The organism is Oceanobacter sp. 4_MG-2023 (assembly GCF_030689165.1).
GTDB lineage: Bacteria > Pseudomonadota > Gammaproteobacteria > Pseudomonadales > Oceanobacteraceae > Oceanobacter.
On record NZ_JAUYVV010000012.1, the window covers coordinates 78,138 to 95,297 of the forward strand.

Here is a 17,160-nt window from a genome sequence, read left to right on the forward strand (position 1 = left end):
CAAATCCAAATGAATGCAGTAACGCAACCTCGTCAACGAGGTTTGACTCTGATTTTGATACTGGGATTGATCTCCGTTGGCTTGCTGGCTCCGCTGGTGGTGTACCCTGTATTCCTGATGAAATTTCTTTGTTTCGCACTGTTTGCCTGTGCGTTCAACCTGATGTTGGGGTTTGTTGGTATGTTGTCGTTTGGCCATGCAGCGTTCCTGGCGACCGGTGGTTATATCACCGGCTATGCCATGACGCACTTTGGCCTGACGCCGGAACTGGGTGTGCTGGTGGGCACGCTGGCCTCAGCAATACTGGGTTTTGTATTCGGCAAACTGTCGGTGAAACGCGAAGGGATCTACTTTGCCATGGTGACGTTGGCGTTGGCCCAACTGGTGTTTTTCTTCTATCTGCAGGCAGATTTTACCGGCGGAGAAAACGGCATGCAGGGGATTCCCCGTGGTGAGCTGTTTGGTCTGATCGATCTCAACGACAACCTCAATATGTATTATTTTGTGCTGGCGGTATTCCTGCTTGGCTTCTTTGTGGTGTATCGCACGGTGCATTCTCCTTTTGGCCAGGTATTAAAAGCGATTCGTGAAAACGAACCGCGGGCGGTATCGTTGGGCTACAGCGTCGGGAATTACAAGTTATTGGCTTTTGTGATTTCGGCTGCGCTGGCTGGCATGGCGGGGTCGACCAAGGCACTGGTCTTCGAGCTGGAAAGTCTGACCGATGCGCATTGGCACATGTCGGGTGAAGTGGTGCTGATGACGCTGCTGGGAGGAATGGGAACCCTGTTTGGCCCGGTAGTGGGAGCGGCGATCGTGATCGCCATTAGTACACTGTTTTCCGGTGGTGAACTGGGCAATTATATCCATATCATAATGGGAGCCATCTTTGTTATGTGTGTTTTGTCGTTTCGTCGTGGCGTGGTGGGCGAGTTCCAGCGCGTGATGGCACGGAACTTCAGCGCCAGCAGGGTTGGCAAATAGGAACCTCTGTAGAGGTGGTGCATCGGTTTGGCAAGATCGATCCCGGTGTACTGAAATGGGAACAAACATAAAGCAGCAGGCAAATACGATGACTGACAATATCTATGACCAACACCTCGACGCGGCAGCTGCCAACTATCAGGCGCTCAGTCCGCTGTCATATCTGCAACGGGCAGCGCTGGTCTATCCGCAGCGACCGGCAGTGATTCATGGGGATGTGCGCCGTAACTGGGATGAAACCTATCGCCGTTGTGTGCAGCTGGCCAGTGCTTTGCGCAAACGAGGAATTGGCAAGGGTGATACGGTGTCGATTATGGCACCGAATTTACCGGAACATTTTGAGGCGCATTTTGGCGTGCCAATGTGTGGTGCGGTACTGAATTCCATCAATACGCGTCTGGATGCACCGATCGTGGCGTTTATTCTGCAACATGCCGAGACCAAGCTGCTGATTGTTGATCGCGAAATGTCAGCGGTGGTCAAAAAAGCCCTGCATATGTTGGCCAGACCACCGATTGTGGTCGATATCGATGATCCGTCCTTTGACGGTGGCGAGCTGCTGGGTTTGCTTGATTACGAGCAGCTGTTGGCCGAAGGTGACGAAAATGACAGCTGGAGTGGCCCGGCGAATGAATGGGATGCCATTACACTGAACTACACTTCGGGCACAACCGGCGACCCTAAAGGGGTGGTGTATCACCACCGGGGTGCGTATCTGAACGCTGCTTCCAACGCCTTGTCCTGGGGTATGACGGCTGATGCAACGTACTTGTGGACCTTGCCGATGTTCCATTGCAACGGCTGGTGTTTCCCCTGGACCATGGCTGCGATTGGTGGTGCCAGCGTTTGCCTGCGCCATGTGCGCGGTGACGATATTGTCAAACTGATCGTGGCAGAAAAAGTGGATCATATGTGCGGTGCGCCCATCGTGCTGAACCTGATTGCCAACGTGGATGAATCTCTGCGTGCCGGTCTGGATCACAGCGTCAAGGTGATGACCGCTGGTGCGCCACCACCACCATCTGTGCTGGAAAAAATGGAAGCGATCAACTTCGATGTCACGCACGTTTATGGCCTGACGGAAACCTATGGCCCTTGTGTGGTCTGTTGCTGGAAAGACGAATGGCAGGATCTGAGCGTTGCTGAACGCGCCCGTCTGAAAGCCCGTCAGGGCGTACAGGTGCCGATGCAGGAAGGCATGATGGTCGCCGATCCGGAAACCTTGCAACCGGTTGAAAAAGATGGCGAAACCATCGGTGAAATTTTCCTGCGCGGCAATGTGGTGATGAAGGGCTACCTGAAAAACCCGAGCACAACGGATGAGTCCTTTGAAGGCGGCTGGTTCCATTCTGGTGATTTGGCTGTCTGGCACGAAGATGGTTATATTGAGATCAAGGATCGCTCCAAGGATATTATTATCTCCGGTGGCGAAAATATCTCTTCCATCGAGGTGGAAGAAACCCTGTTCCGCCATCCCGATATTGAAGATGCGGCAGTCGTGGCCAAACCGGATGAAAAATGGGGTGAAATCCCTTGTGCGTTTGTCACGCTGGCGGACGGTGTCAAGGTCGATGAGGACGAAATCATTGCTTACTGTCGTCAGAACATGGCGCACTTCAAAGCACCAAGAAAAGTAATTTTTGCTGCATTACCCCGTACTTCAACCGGTAAGGTGCAAAAATTCAAATTGCGCCAGTGGGCCAAGGATGGTGCTGTGGATGTGGATGAAGTAGCAGGCTAACGCCCGTTTCATCTTGTGTCACAAGGAGGTGACAGGCAGCCTGGTGTCGCTGACAGGCTGCGATTCTGGAGAGAACATTCCCCGACTCCGGAAGTTGTAGTAGCCAGCGGCTTTCCCTTATGACCTGTTACCACTCCTTTCAGGTCATGAGGGAGCTTCGAGCTTCTATTTGCCCGGCAGGGTATCCCGCTCTGCCTGTTTTATTTCTGCCTGTTTTGAGTCTGCATTGCGTTCACGCCTTTCCTTCATATTGGCACTTGCCACTACAAGGCTGTGTAAACCGGACAATACTTCCTCTGCCCCCAGGGTTCCCCAAGGCGTACAAGTCGCGTCAGCTTTTGCGGTATTCCTTCGGTGGAATATCCAGCCAGCGCTTGAATGACCGGCTGAATGCGGCAGGGTCGGAGAAGCCCAGACGTTGGGATATCTGGCTGATGGTGAGTTCCGGCTGATTCAGTAACTGGATGGCGAGGTCCTGCCGAACCTTGTCCTTGAGTGCCTGAAAGGAGGTTTTTTCCTGGGTCAGCTTGCGTCTCAAGGTGCGGCTGGTGACGTGCAGCTCAGTTGCAGCGGTTTCCATACTGACCTGATTGAGCGTGTGCCGGGTTTGCAGGCAATGGTGCAGGTAATTACTGACCTTGCGCGTGTAATGCGGGAAAAAATTCGGCCGTGTGACCCACACCAGTGGAGCGTTTTCGAGATGATGGCGCAGGGTGTCTTCCGTTTGTACCAGGGGTTCATTGAGCAACTGGCGGTCGAAAACCAGCGCAATTCTGGGCTGTTCGAACATCACATCCGATGGAAAAATCAGGCGGTATTCCCGGCCATGGGCAGGGCGAGGATAATTGACCTGAACCCGCACCAGTGGAATCAAGCGACCAATCAACCAGCCGGGAAAGCGGTGCCACAGCAGCAGAAAAAACTCGGTAAACAGATGATCTGTATCCAGCTGCGGATGCGTCAGCGTCATTTCAAACCAGGCTTCATCACCTTCTTCACCCAGCGTGAGCTGGAACTCCTCGGTAAACAGATCGTAAAAGCGGCTGATATGACGATAGACGCCGCGCAGGTTGCGGGCGTTGACGGCCTGCTTGGCCATCAAGGCAAAGGTGCCGTGTTTGCCAGGGTTGCGGGTCTGACCCAAAAACTCATCGTTGGCGCTACGCCAGTAACCCAGCAACAGGGCCGCAAATTGTTCCGATGTCATGCGGTGGCTGTGGGCGGCACTCACCAGTGCCGGATCGAGTCCGGCATCGACCAACAGTTGCCGGTCGTTCAGTCCATGGCGGCGAGCAGCAGTCGCAATGGTGCGGGCGTAGTGCATGGAAATAGAACGATGTTCAAACGTCATAGTGGCGTCACAGAAAGAGGGCCATAGTGGTTGCTTAGCCCAGAGCATAACGCTGATGTCCGAAAATGTTAAGAATTCGGCTGGTGTGGCAATGGGCTGCCAAGGCTGCTATTGGCTAATGTGGTGTCTGGTCAGCGCATCATCCGCCTTTGTTGTCTGGCAGCGATGATCATCGTCAAATTAAGGAGAATAATAATGAAAGAAGTGGTTGTGGTCAGTGGCGTTCGCGCTGCAATTGGTACGTATGGTGGCAGTCTGAAAGAGACGCCCGTGTGTGATATGGCAACTGCAATGGTCGCCGAAGCCATCAAGCGTGCCGGTATCAGTGGGGATGATGTGGATCAGGTGGTGTTTGGTAATGTGATCCACTCCGAACCTCGTGATATGTATATCGCTCGGGTGGCTGCCGTGAATGGTGGTGTACGTGAGTCAGCCCCGGCACTGACGCTGAACCGCTTGTGCGGCAGCGGCTTGCAGGCGGTGATCAGTGCGGCGCAGCAAGTGCAACTGGGCTTGGCAGAAACGGTTATTGCCGGCGGTGCAGAATCGATGAGCCGTGCTCCTTATCATCTGCCGACGGCCCGGTTTGGCCAGCGTATGGGAGATGGCGCCATGATTGACCCGATGGTGTCGGCGTTAACCTGTCCGTTTAATCATATTCATATGGGCGTGACCGCTGAAAACGTGGCTGAGCAATACCATATTTCCCGTGCTGATCAGGACGCTTATGCCGCTCAGGGTCATCAGCGTGCCCAGAACGCCATTGAAAACGGTTATTTCGAAAGCCAGATCTTGCCGATTGAACTGAAGTCGCGCAAAGGTCCGAAAGAATTCAAACAAGATGAACATGTCCGCATGGATTGCAGTGTGGCGGATATGGAGAAATTGCGCCCGGTATTCAAGAAAGATGGCACGGTGACGGCCGGTAATGCGTCTGGCCTTAACGATGGCGCCGCGGCATTGGTCTTGATGGAGCGTGAAGCGGCAACGGCTCGAGGTGTCCCGGTGCTTGGGCGACTGGTGGATTACGCCGTCCATGGAGTTGATCCCAAAATCATGGGCATTGGCCCGGTACCAGTGATGCGCCAGATTCTGGAACGCCAGGGCTTGAGCGCCAACGATATTGATGTTTATGAAGTCAACGAAGCCTTTGCCGCGCAGTCGTTGGCAGTGGCTCGTGAACTGAAGCTGCCACAGGAACGTCTGAACCCGAATGGCAGTGGTATTGCACTTGGCCATCCTATTGGCGCCACTGGTGCCATCATTACCGTCAAGGCCCTGTACGAACTGGAACGCATCGGTGGTCGATACGCCATGGTGAGTTTGTGCATCGGAGGTGGCCAGGGTATTGCGGCACTGTTTGCGCGCGACTAATACAGGATTGAATCAAGATTGGTGGTGCTGTCTCATGGTACAAAAATGAGCCGTTAAACAATATTGGCACCACCTTTCCTCGCAATAATAGAAACATTATTCAAAGGCGGTGTTGCCTCAAGGTTTGGGGTATTAACACCACCGATTTCACCATGGTTCGGTTTTTGAGAGTAATGTCGTTGTTCACATTGACTCTCAGCCATCACAGAAAAGGAGCTCACTATGTATGCTGGACAATCGGTAACGCTGACATTGACCGACTCGGGAATCGCCGAGCTGGTTTTGGATACCCATGAAGCCTCTGTTAACGTGTTGAACGCCCATCTTCAGGATGAACTGGGTCAGGCGCTGGCGGCGCTGGGTACTCAGGCGAATGTACAGGGATTGTTAATCCGCAGTGCCAAGCCGGCCTTTGTGCTAGGAGCGGACATTACCGAGTTTACTGAGTTATTCGGTCTGTCGGCCTCTGATATTTCCCGTTGGGCCGGCAAGGTTCATGGGCTGTTTAATACAATTGAAAAACTGCCTTACCCAACAGTCGCCGCCGTTAATGGCATGGCATTGGGTGGCGGAATGGAACTGGCATTGTCGGCCGATTTCCGCATTGCTGACACCAGCGCCAGACTTGGATTCCCGGAAGTCACTCTGGGTATTTGCCCTGGCTGGGGCGGTACGGTGCGATTGAGTCGCCTGGTGGGTGCCGAAGCGGCACTGGGCTGGATTCTGTCGGGCAAACCGGTAAAAGCAGCACAGGCACAGCAACAGGGTGCGTTGGATAGCGTTGTTGATGGCGATCAATTGCTCGACAGCGCTCGTGCCTTGCTGCAAGAAGCCATCGCCGGCGAGCGTGATTATCTGGCTAATCGTCATCGCAAACAGGAAGCATTGGAAAACAACGCCGAGACGGCTGCTGCCATGGCAAACCTGCAGCAGACGTTGGGTAAAAAGCTGGACCCTCGTTATCCCGCTGCTCCTGCAATTTTAGCGACCATCACCGCAGCCATGACCGAAGATTTCTACAAGGCACAGGCGATGGAAGCCCAGATCTTTGGTGAGCTGGCCAGTGGTGTGGAAGCCAAAAACCTGGTTGGACTGTTTCTTAATGATCAATACCTCAAGCGCGAAACCAAACGCTGGGCCAAGCAGGCCCATCCGGTCGGCAAGGCCGCCGTTCTGGGCGCCGGGATCATGGGTGGCGGTATCGGTTATCAAGCGGCTCTGAATGGTACGCCGATGCTGATGAAAGACATTAACCAGGAAGCGCTGGATCTGGGTATCAGTCATGCGGGTAGCATTCTGGATCGCAGTATCAGCAAAGGACGCATGACCGAGGCCGGAAAAGAAGCCATCCTGGCAGCTATTCACCCAACACTCACTTATGAAGGCTTTACCGACGTCGACTATGTTGTTGAGGCTGTTGTGGAGCGGGTTGATGTCAAACGGGCTGTGCTGGCTGAGGTTGAGCACAAGGTTTCCGAGAACACCATTGTCGCCACGAATACGTCAACGATTTCTATCGATCTGCTGGCCGAGAGTCTGCAGCGTCCGGATAAATTCTGCGGCATGCACTTCTTTAACCCAGTGCACGCCATGAAGTTGGTGGAAGTGATTCGGGGCAGCCAGACCAGCGATGACACAATCGCGACGACCGTAGCCTTTGCCGCTTCAATGGGCAAAACCCCGATTGTGGTAAACGACTGCCCCGGATTCCTGGTGAATCGGGTGTTGTTCCCCTATTTCAACGGCTTTAACCGGCTGCTGATGGACGGGGTGGATTTTGAGCGGATCGACCAGGTAATGGAGCAGTTTGGCTGGCCAATGGGTCCGGCCTATCTGGCCGATGTGATTGGTCTGGATACCATGGTGCATGCCGACAAGGTACTGGAAGACGGCTTTCCTGAGCGTATGGGTCACGACGATCGCCCGATTATCGAAACCTTATTGGAGCAGGGCGCTCTGGGTCAGAAGAATGGTATCGGTTTTTATGAATACGGCACGGATGAACATGGCAAGCGTTACAAGCGTCGTTCTGAAAAAGTGGCCACGATTTTGTCTCAACGCGTCACTCGTAGCACTGAGATCACGGATGCTGAAATTATCGAGCGTATGATGATACCGATGTGTCTGGAAACCGCACGGTGTCTGGAAGAAAGCATCGTCGCTTCAGCAACGGAAGCCGATATGGGCCTGATTCTGGGACTGGGTTTTCCACGTTTCCGGGGTGGTGCATTACGCTATATCGACAACCTGGGGGCCGCAGTATTTGCTGCCCAGGTTGAGACCCATGCGGAATGTGGTCCGTTGTACGAGTTGACTGATGGCATCAAGGCCATGGTTGCCAATGGCAACACCTTTTATTAAACGCTTTTATGTATCAACACCCATTTTATTAATACCAATGCCGCTCGCTGAACGGGCGAGCGGTACGGCTAACAAGGAAATCAATTTATGAGTGATTATCAGCATCCTTACCGTGACGCAGAATTTGTACTGGACCAACTGGTTGGTTTTGACTCTCTGTGTGAAGACGCTGGCCTGGAAGGCATCAACATGGAGTTGGCCAACACGGTAGTCGAAGAAGCTGGCAAGCTGGGTGCCGGTGTGCTGGCACCCTTAAACCGTGAAGGTGATGAAAAAGGGGCCAGTATCGACGCGCAAGGTGTTCATCAGACACCGGGCTTCAAGGAAGCCTATGCGCAGATGACAGAAGGTGGCTGGTTATCGCTGAATGCACCGGAAGAATTTGGTGGTCAGGGTCTGCCGAAGGTGCTGAGCACCGCGGTTAATGAAATCTGGCATTCTGCCAATGTGGCATTTGCCCTGTGTCCACTGTTGAGCCAGGGGGCAATCGAAGCACTGTCGCACCACGGCAGCGACGAGATGAAAAACACCTACTTGCCGAAGCTGATTTCCGGTGAGTGGACTGGCACCATGAACCTGACCGAACCTGATGCGGGGTCTGACCTGGCGGCGATCAAGTCCCGTGCCGTTGCGGATGGCGATGCCTATCGCGTCAGTGGTACCAAGATCTTTATCACCTGGGGTGATCACCAGATGACCGAGAACATCATTCACCTGGTGCTGGCTCGTCTGCCAGATGCACCGGCTGGTGTGAAAGGTATCTCGCTGTTTATCGTTCCGAAATTCCTGCTGGATGAAAACGGCCAAACCACTGCCGAACTGAATACTGCCAGCGCCCTGTCGCTGGAACACAAGCTGGGTATCCATGGCAGCCCGACCTGTGTGATGGAATTTGAAAACTCATTGGGTTATCTGGTTGGCGAACCGCACCAGGGCCTGAAGTACATGTTCACCATGATGAACGATGCCCGTCAGGGTGTGGGTGTACAAGGACTGTCGGTATCGGAACGGGCTTATCAGCTGGCGCTCCAGTACTCCAAGGACCGTATCCAGGGCACGCTGCGAGACGGCAGCCGTATTGCCATTATCGAGCACCCGGATATCCGTCGCATGTTGATGACCATCAAGAGCACCACGGAAGCGATGCGGGCACTGGCCCTGATGGCATCGGCCGAGCTGGATCGCACCCGTCTGGTGGGTGGTGATGACGCCGCGGCGCATATGGCTCGTGCCGAGCTGTATACCCCGATTGTCAAAGGCTGGTGTACCGAACTCTCTGTGGAGCTGACTTCCCTGGCAGTACAGATTCACGGTGGAGCGGGCTTTATCGAAGAAGCCGGTGCAGCCCAGCACTATCGTGATGCCCGGATTCTGCCGATTTATGAAGGCACCACAGCGATTCAGGCACTGGATCTGATTGGCCGTAAAACCCTGTCCAACGGCGGTGAAGTACTGACCGGCCTGTTGACCGAAATGGAGGCGACTGCAGCGTCTGCCCGGGCTGCCGCGGTATTGCCAGACAGTGCTCTGGATCAGCTTGACGCGGCGTTGGCAACCGCCAAGCAAAGCCGTGATTTTATTCTGGCCAATGCGCGCTCTGATGCTCATTTGCTGGGCAGTGCTGCGGTCAACTTCATGATGCAAATGGGTTATGTCACTGGTGGCTGGCTGATGGCGAGAAGTGCAGAAAAAGCCAAAGCCATGCTGGATGCAGGCCAGGGAGATCCTGAATTCCTGCAAGCCAAGCTGGTGACTGCCCGTTTCTTCTGCGAGCACATGGTGCCACGTCATCAGGCACATGCTTCTGCCTTGCTGGCCGGTAGCGAAAGCATCATGGGACTGACCAACGACCAGTTCTAGGCCCCTGATAACGGCTCTGCCTTAACAACCCCGGAACATGCAAAATCGACCGGGGCTGGATATATCGCTTGAAGCAAAGGTGATATGAGCATGGATTGTCGGGCTCACCCTGTTCCGACAATTCGCCGGTAACGCGCTTTTGGTTATCGGCTTTCCTCTGGCCAACTCGGGTTGGTCAGAGGTCTTTTTATGGATAATCCGATGTTTGTCCTGAATCAATAATAACGAGCATCCTGAATGCTGCTGTGAACCGTGAGAGATAGCTATGACCCAACGTGAATCCATGGCCTACGATGTCGTCATTGTCGGCGCAGGTCCATCTGGCCTCAGTGCCTCGATACGACTGGCCCAACTGGCGCAGGAGCAGGGTCAGGAACTGACCATTTGTGTGGTCGAAAAAGGCTCTGAAGTCGGGGCGCATATTCTTTCCGGCGCGGTGATAGAAACCCGTGCTCTGGATGAGCTGCTACCGGACTGGCAAGCACTCGGTGCACCCTTGAATACTCCGGTAGTCGAAGACGAGCTGTATTTGCTCAAAGACCCGCAAAAAGCGGTGAAGCTACCCGGCATGATGATCCCTAAAACCATGCACAATGCGCATCTGGGCAGCACAACCAATTACGTTGTTAGCCTGGGTAATCTGTGTCGCTGGCTGGGCCAGCAAGCAGAAGCGCTGGGGGTGGAAATCTATCCCGGTTTTGCCGCGGCTGGCATTGTGTATAACGATGACGGGTCGGTTGCGGGAATATCAACAGGTGATATGGGGGTGAATACCCAAGGTCAGCCGAAAGACGGCATGTATACGCCCGGTATGGATCTGTTGGGTAAATACACTATTTTTGCGGAAGGTTGCCGGGGTAGCCTGGGTAAAGAGTTATATCAACGATTTGAACTGGATAAAGACGCTGATGCCCAACACTATGGCATCGGCTTGAAAGAATTGTGGGATATTCCGGCCGACAAACATCAACCCGGTCTGGTGATCCATGGTGCGGGCTGGCCATTAACCGGAGCCGGTAAAGACGGTACCGGTGGTGGTTTCTTCCTCTACCATGCAGAAAACCAGCAAGTAGTGGTTGGCCTGATCGTGGATCTGAATTACAGCAATCCCTGGTTGAATCCCTATGATGAATTCCAGACGCTCAAACATCACCCGGTATTGGCGAACTATCTGGAAGGCGGAAAACGGGTTTCTTACGGCGCCCGTGCCATTGCCAAGGGCGGCTTGAATGCCCTGCCAAAAATGCATTTCCCTGGCGGTTTGTTGAGTGGCTGTAATGCAGGCACCCTGAATGCGGCCAAGATCAAGGGGGTTCATACGGCGATGAAAACCGGCATGCTGGCGGCTGAGGAAATATTTGCCGCTGTTGCTGCTGGTGACGAAGGCGGCAAGGATCTCCAGGGGTATGCGGAGCGGTTTGAGGCTTCCTGGGTGTACGAAGAACTGTACGCTACCCGGAATTTCGGCCCGGCGTTACACAAGTTTGGTACTTTGATTGGCGGTGCTTTCAACTTTATCGACCAGAATATCTTCAACGGCAAGCTGCCTTTCACCTTGCATGACAATCACCTTGATTATGCTCAAATGAAACCCGTCACTGAGTGCGTCAAGATCGAATATCCGAAACCGGATGGTGTACTCAGTTTCGACAAGCTGACCTCGGTGTTTTTGTCGAATACCTTCCATGAAGAAAACCAGCCATGCCACCTGACCTTGAAAGATGCCAGTGTGCCAATGGCTTCGAACTGGCCGAAATACGCAGAACCGGCACAACGTTATTGCCCGGCCGGGGTGTATGAAGTGATTGAAACGGATGGTAAAAACCAGCTGCAAATCAGCGGTCAGAACTGTTTGCACTGTAAAACCTGTGACATTAAAGATCCGGCCCAGAATATCAATTGGGTAACACCGGAAGGCAGTGGTGGGCCGAATTATCCGAATATGTAAGTGCGACCAAGCCATCAGGCTTTTATAACACCAATAAAAAAGGGCTGGCCAAATAAATGGCCAGCCCTTTTTTGTGGTTACACCAATTGAATGGCTACACCGGCAAGTGGATTATTCCCAGCTTGCAACGCCCAGCAGACGCAGTGTTTGAATGGTCAGTTGACCAGAAGGCAGATCGTTGTCTTTTTGGAAACGAGTCACTGCATTCATGGTTTGCCAGCCGTAAACACCATCGATAGGGCCTGGGTTGTAGTCTTTCTCTTCCAGGGCACGTTGCAGTTCAGCAACAACATCTTCTGTGGTGTTGGTTTCACAGAGGATTTCACGCCATTCCAGTTGTGCGTCTTTGACTTTGACGGTTTGTGGAATTTCTTCATAAACCGCAGGAATGGTTTCAGCAATTTCTTTTGGTGCTTCTACCATTTTTTCAATTTCTACAGTTTCGTAGACAGCTGGGTGAATGATGCTGGTGGTGTGTGCTGGTACATCAACAACTTGTTTTTCAACTGTTTTGTATTCAGCAGGGATAACGACTTCTTCGGTACGTTCCGGTTTTACCAGAATGGTTTTGGTCACGATTTTTGATTCTTCTGGCACTTCGACCAGACACATGATTTCGCCAGTGGCTTCGTCAATTTTCTCAATCGGGCCGTTACCTTTTTTCCAGGTGGAGTAGGCTGGACGGATAACAATTTTTTCTTCGACGGTTTCGTATTCTGCTGGCAGCTTAACCAGTTTGGTTGATGCTTCCTTGACCAGAACCTCTTCAGTAACCGTTTTGTAGGTGGCGGGTACAACGACCAGCTCTTCCCACTCTTCGCTGACCAGAACTTCTTCAGACACCATTTCGTACTTGGCTGGTTCTACCTCAAGTTTGGACAACTCAGGAGATACCATGACCTGTTGCATCTGGGTTTCGTATTCTTCAGGAATAACCAGACGGGCGTAACAGTGGCCAGGTACGGCATTGGGTGGCATGACAGAGTCAGCCGTTGGCGTCATTGACATGGACTCCATGGATTGGGAGTCCTCTACCTGTCCGGCGGCCATCGCCTTGGTTTCTTCTACTTCAGCCTTTAACTTGGCGTTCTCCTGCTCCAGTTCGTCACGGGATTCTTTCAGGCTTTGGTATTCCGGAAAATCTTCCAGCGTAGCAGACGCCGTGTCGCTGGATGGCTGGCTAGCGCAGCCAGCCATGACGGCCAGTGTCAGTGCTGAAAGAAGGTAGTTTTTTTTGTTCATCTAGTTGTGCTCCGTTGCGTAAGATGTTTGAGTCGACAGGCTAACGTGTAAGGAATCGTCAATCGACACCATGCTGTCTGGTACAGGCCAACCATGGTGTCGCCGGCATGCCCAATATAAAGCCCAAGAAGCGCTTCTGAATACGAAAATCCGCATTTTAAAGGCGTTTCCGGCCTAGTTTAGCTTATTAAACTGGTTCTGGAATACACACTGCAAACGCAGCGGCCCTGATAGGGCTTTATCCTGAAGTTTAACGTGATTTGGGTACTGTGAGTCTAGTATGCACCAAGTTCTTTATTGGTTCCCTAGCTTGATCAATTATTGTTACAACACGGATGAAAATGCAGTGTTTGTGTTGATAAACAGGCTGTTTGCTCTCTTTGTAGAGTAGCTGAGTGGAGAATAAGGCCAAGGATGGGCGGTGTTCCGAATGCCATCGGTCGGGTTGAGTCGGGATTGATGGCAGATTTGGCTTTGCGGCAAAAGTGGTTGCCTGCTGTTTTGGGGGTGGTGTGGAGCAGGTCGAAGACGTTGAGAGAGTCGGTACTTTCCGGCAGGGTAAATAATGGTTGCCATGGAGCTATTTGTGCGTATACTTGTTCACAGCTTGAAAGCATTGCCCTTATTTATTAGTACCCTTCGAAGTAGTAGTTTATATTCCCTCGTTTGTAGTAGATAAGCACCAATTGAGTTCCAGCGATTGGCTTGCGAATTAATCGCACTGCCTTATCTTCTATTTATACAGGAATATTAAAATGTCTAAGACAACTGGCGTAGTAAAATGGTTCAACGAAGCAAAAGGCTTTGGTTTTATTGAACAAGAAAATGGCCCAGACGTTTTTGCTCACTTCAGCGCTATTGCTAGCACTGGCTTCAAAACTTTGGCTGAAGGCCAACGTGTTGAATTCACTGTCAAGCCTGGCCAGAAAGGTCCACAAGCTGAAAACATCGTTGCTATCTGATTCGCTGATGTGAATTAAGTAGTACATAAAAGAACGGGCCTGGTGCCCGTTTTTTTGTGCCTGCTATTCGGTGAATTGCAGGGTGGAAAAGAAGGGTCAACCTGTCTGACGTCGGCTGCTCGGCGAAATCATCCCCGTTCTGAATAATTTCTGTCTCTGATAAGCCTGCAAGCCGTGTTACTGTCTGGGCTGGTCCTGGTCGGTTGGTACTGGCTGGTGGTCAGGGTGATCGGAAATAACTTCCCGAAAGACCGCACTGTGTGGCTTGTCTTCTGCTGGACGAATCGAGAGCCAGCGTTCCCCTCGTTGTGACATGATCACTGCCTTTTGAAACACCATGGTGTTTGGAATACTCAATTCGTAGCCATCGTCGGTACGCAAGAGCAAATGAAACAGAGTGATTTCTTCAATCACGGCTTCCGGGCAATCTTCTTCCAGAATGCGGATACGGTCGCCTGGACGATAAGGAAAGAAGAAAAAGATAATCACACTGGCGGTTACGTTACTGAGCACTGACCATTGCGCGAACAGGGCAACGCCAAGCAAGGCGACCGCCGATGACAGTACAAACGTCAGCTCGGTATAGCCAAACCCGACCACCAGCCCGATTACCAGTAGCAAGCAGGTGAACAGGGCGATCTGCAGCGCTTTTTGCAAATAAAACACGCGACTCAGACTAACTTTTCTTTTGTGCCCCTGATCTTCGATAAAGCCCATCACTATACGATTGAGATAGGCATAGCCTACTACCGCAAGAATTACGAGAAGGATTTTAAGCATTCGGCCTGTCACTCCAGCTGTTTGACCTGTATTACCTGCCGCTGTTGAGGAATACGGGTCTGATTGGGGTTATGGGTCAGTTTTGCAGCAGAATGTCGTCTGGCAGCAGGCTGTCGTGCATGTTTTCAATGCTTTCGATGACATCGTCCGGCGCGGAAAAATAAGCAACGTTAAACATGGCATCTCCTTCATGGACCAGCGGGATGTTCTGACAGCCAATAATAATGCCGTCCTTGTGGGCGATAACCTTATCGAGCTGGGTACCAAAGGGATCGCAGATAATAGCCATGATGTCGTCTTTTTCGACCTTGTCGCCGAGGTGCTTGAGATTACGCACAAAGCCGCTGTCGGTGGCTCGCATCCAGCCGCTGTTACGGGCAATCAGGGGTTCAATAGGAAATTTTTTCTGACGGCTGGCCGGCAGCATGCCGAGATGGCGCATTACCCGCAGAATTCCCCGCTCACCAGCCCGAATGCAGAGTTCATCGTAGCGTAAGGCTTCCCCTGCTTCGTAGAGCAAGATCTTGACCCCCATTTCGTTGGCTGATTCCCGTAACGAGCCATCACGCAGGTTGGCATTCAGCAGTACCGGAACACCAAAGGCCAGCGCCATTTCCCGGGTGGTATCATCGTCCAGGTTGGCGCGAATCTGGGGCAGGTTGGAGCGATGAATGGCACCGGTATGCAGGTCGATGCCGTAATCGCATTTGGCCACCACTTCGTTAAGGAACATATGGGCCATACGAGCTGCCAGAGTGCCACGGCTGGAGCCTGGGAACGAGCGGTTGAGATCCCGGCGATCGGGCAAATAGCGGCTCTGGTTGATAACCCCGAAGGCGTTGACGATAGGTACCGCAATCAGGGTGCCACGCAGGTTGCGTAATCGGGAGCCGTGAATCAGGCGATTGATGATTTCTACCCCGTTGAGTTCATCGCCATGAATCGCTGCGCTGATAAACAATGTCGGCCCTGGCTTGTTGCTGCGACGAACGTACACCGGCATGGTGACATCGGTGCTGGTATACAGGCTTCCCAATGGCAGGTTCAATTGGCAGGTAGTACCTGGTTCGATCGTGTGTCCAGCGATGCTCAGGGCGGGCTGGATAGGGGGGCGTCGGCTCATGATAGGCATCCGTTGAAGATCCGTGGAGTCTGCCAATAGTGTTACCATCTGTCACTGCTTCTCTGTTGTTGTTGAGTAAATCAGGGCAGATTTTTTGCGGTGTGAGCGTTATTCTGCGGCACCTTGTGTGTGTCTGGTCGTGTCGATCAACGCTGTTGCTCGATAGGCCAATAGATAGCGCGAACAGGTAGGGTTAGTCGATGGATAGGCCCGCTGTATTATCAGCGTAATCCATCCATGTGCCTGTGATGCTCCGGTATTTATACACTTTTTTTTATTAGCCAATAGTCAGACTTATGCCTTCATCCAATCATTGTTTGTGTTATCAGCCAACCCTTATTGCGGATCGACAATCCGGGGAAACCCGCACGCTTTGGGTACTGTGGTTGACGTTATTCACCATGGTGGCCGAAATTATTGTCGGTACTGCATATGGCTCAATGGCGTTGCTTGCGGATGGCTGGCATATGGGAACGCACGTGGCGGCGTTTACCATCACGCTGTTTGCTTACCGCTATGCTCGTCGTCATGCGATGGATGCGGATTTCAGTTTTGGTACCGGCAAGGTGTCGGTATTGGGGGGATTTGCCAGTGCGGTTGCGTTGGGTGTGGTGGCTCTGATGATGGTGCTGGAATCGGTTCAGCGTTTGTTTATGCCTCATGAAATCGGCTTTTCGGAGTCGATTGCGGTTGCAGTCATTGGCTTGCTGGTGAATTTGGCCAGTGCCTGGTTATTGAAAGACCATCACTCCCATCATCATGCACATCATAATCACCACGATCACCACGATCACCACGAGCATCACGAGCATCACGAGCAAGACCATAATTTGCGGGCAGCCTATATGCACGTCCTGGCCGATGCTCTGACCTCAATCCTGGCGATCGTGGCCCTGACGGCAGCCATGATGCTGGGCTGGTTATGGCTGGATGCGCTGATGGGTATAGTGGGAGCGACGATTATTTCGGTATGGGCTTTGGGGTTATTGAAAGATACCAGTCGCATTCTGCTGGATGGCAGTATTGAAGCGCCAATCCGGCAACAGATTATCGACCGGATACTGACCGCTGGAGCAGAAATTCGCGATATCCATATCTGGAAAATATCGGCAGATCATTATGCGTTGGTGTTGTCGGTAGCCAGTAGTGAGAACGAGATCGCCAGCCGGATTCGTCAGCATCTGGCTGATTATCCGCAATTACAGCACATCACCATCGAAGTGCGTCATCCGTTGCTTTAATCGTCCGGGCGGCTTTGCTGCCATGACGGACATGCGGGTCATGAGCCTGCCTTGCTGGCCGATACACTGACACGGCTCCCGCTTGTTTGCGGCGCGCCGTTGGAAGCGGTTGTCCTGTTGCCCTGTTTTTCTCGATTTGTTTTTTTGTTGTGTCAACCGAAACGAACCTGCTCCGTTATATGAATACGTGAAA

At 52.5% G+C, this 17,160-nt stretch carries 12 protein-coding genes; 8 read left to right on the plus strand and 4 right to left on the minus strand.

The genetic code is table 11. From position 1 onward, the window contains the following. Positions 1–9: 9 nt before the first annotated feature. Both Q8W24_RS10405 and Q8W24_RS10410 read left to right on the plus strand, forming a co-directional pair. Entirely contained in the window at positions 10–984 is a 975-nt protein-coding gene (locus Q8W24_RS10405; protein WP_303431911.1) for a branched-chain amino acid ABC transporter permease, read from the plus strand. 88 nt (positions 985–1,072) lie between these two features. Continuing rightward, a complete protein-coding gene (locus tag Q8W24_RS10410) occupies positions 1,073–2,725 on the plus strand; it encodes an acyl-CoA synthetase (RefSeq protein ID WP_305414010.1) in 1,653 nt (550 codons plus the stop codon). A 331-nt stretch (positions 2,726–3,056) separates the two neighbouring features. Here the strand turns inward: Q8W24_RS10410 and Q8W24_RS10415 are convergent, their stop codons facing one another. Beyond that, entirely contained in the window at positions 3,057–4,076 is a 1,020-nt protein-coding gene (locus Q8W24_RS10415; protein ID WP_303431880.1) for an AraC family transcriptional regulator, read from the minus strand. 195 nt (positions 4,077–4,271) lie between these two features. Between Q8W24_RS10415 and bktB the strand changes: the two genes are divergently transcribed. From bktB to Q8W24_RS10435, 4 genes are all read left to right on the plus strand, one after another. Further along, entirely contained in the window at positions 4,272–5,450 is a 1,179-nt protein-coding gene (gene bktB / locus Q8W24_RS10420; RefSeq protein WP_368501362.1) for a beta-ketothiolase BktB, read from the plus strand. A gap of 222 nt (positions 5,451–5,672) precedes the next feature. Further along, the gene (gene fadB, locus Q8W24_RS10425) at positions 5,673–7,811 is read left to right on the plus strand and encodes a fatty acid oxidation complex subunit alpha FadB (protein WP_305475234.1); all 2,139 of its coding nucleotides are present in this window, start codon (positions 5,673–5,675) and stop codon (positions 7,809–7,811) included. An 87-nt stretch (positions 7,812–7,898) separates the two neighbouring features. Further along, positions 7,899–9,671, plus strand: a complete 1,773-nt coding sequence (locus Q8W24_RS10430) for an acyl-CoA dehydrogenase (RefSeq protein ID WP_305475236.1) — start codon at positions 7,899–7,901, stop codon at positions 9,669–9,671. A 265-nt stretch (positions 9,672–9,936) separates the two neighbouring features. Next, a complete protein-coding gene (locus Q8W24_RS10435) occupies positions 9,937–11,619 on the plus strand; it encodes an electron transfer flavoprotein-ubiquinone oxidoreductase (RefSeq protein ID WP_305414016.1) in 1,683 nt (560 codons plus the stop codon). A 111-nt stretch (positions 11,620–11,730) separates the two neighbouring features. Here Q8W24_RS10435 and Q8W24_RS10440 read toward each other — a convergent pair whose 3' ends face one another. After that, on the minus strand, positions 11,731–12,861 hold the full coding sequence (locus tag Q8W24_RS10440; RefSeq protein WP_303431884.1) for a peptidoglycan-binding domain-containing protein: 1,131 nt from the start codon (positions 12,859–12,861) through the stop codon (positions 11,731–11,733). Between the two features lie 755 nt (positions 12,862–13,616). Between Q8W24_RS10440 and Q8W24_RS10445 the strand changes: the two genes are divergently transcribed. Next, positions 13,617–13,823, plus strand: coding sequence for a cold-shock protein (locus Q8W24_RS10445; protein WP_303431885.1), 207 nt, complete (start codon positions 13,617–13,619; stop codon positions 13,821–13,823). Between the two features lie 177 nt (positions 13,824–14,000). Here the strand turns inward: Q8W24_RS10445 and Q8W24_RS10450 are convergent, their stop codons facing one another. Beyond that, positions 14,001–14,603: a mechanosensitive ion channel family protein gene (locus Q8W24_RS10450; protein ID WP_303431886.1), complete on the minus strand. Its 603-nt coding sequence runs from the start codon at positions 14,601–14,603 to the stop codon at positions 14,001–14,003. A gap of 76 nt (positions 14,604–14,679) precedes the next feature. Next, on the minus strand, positions 14,680–15,726 hold the full coding sequence (locus Q8W24_RS10455; RefSeq protein WP_303431887.1) for a succinylglutamate desuccinylase/aspartoacylase family protein: 1,047 nt from the start codon (positions 15,724–15,726) through the stop codon (positions 14,680–14,682). A gap of 296 nt (positions 15,727–16,022) precedes the next feature. Between Q8W24_RS10455 and dmeF the strand changes: the two genes are divergently transcribed. Next, a complete protein-coding gene (dmeF, locus tag Q8W24_RS10460) occupies positions 16,023–16,967 on the plus strand; it encodes a CDF family Co(II)/Ni(II) efflux transporter DmeF (protein ID WP_305475238.1) in 945 nt (314 codons plus the stop codon). Positions 16,968–17,160: the final 193 nt, after the last annotated feature.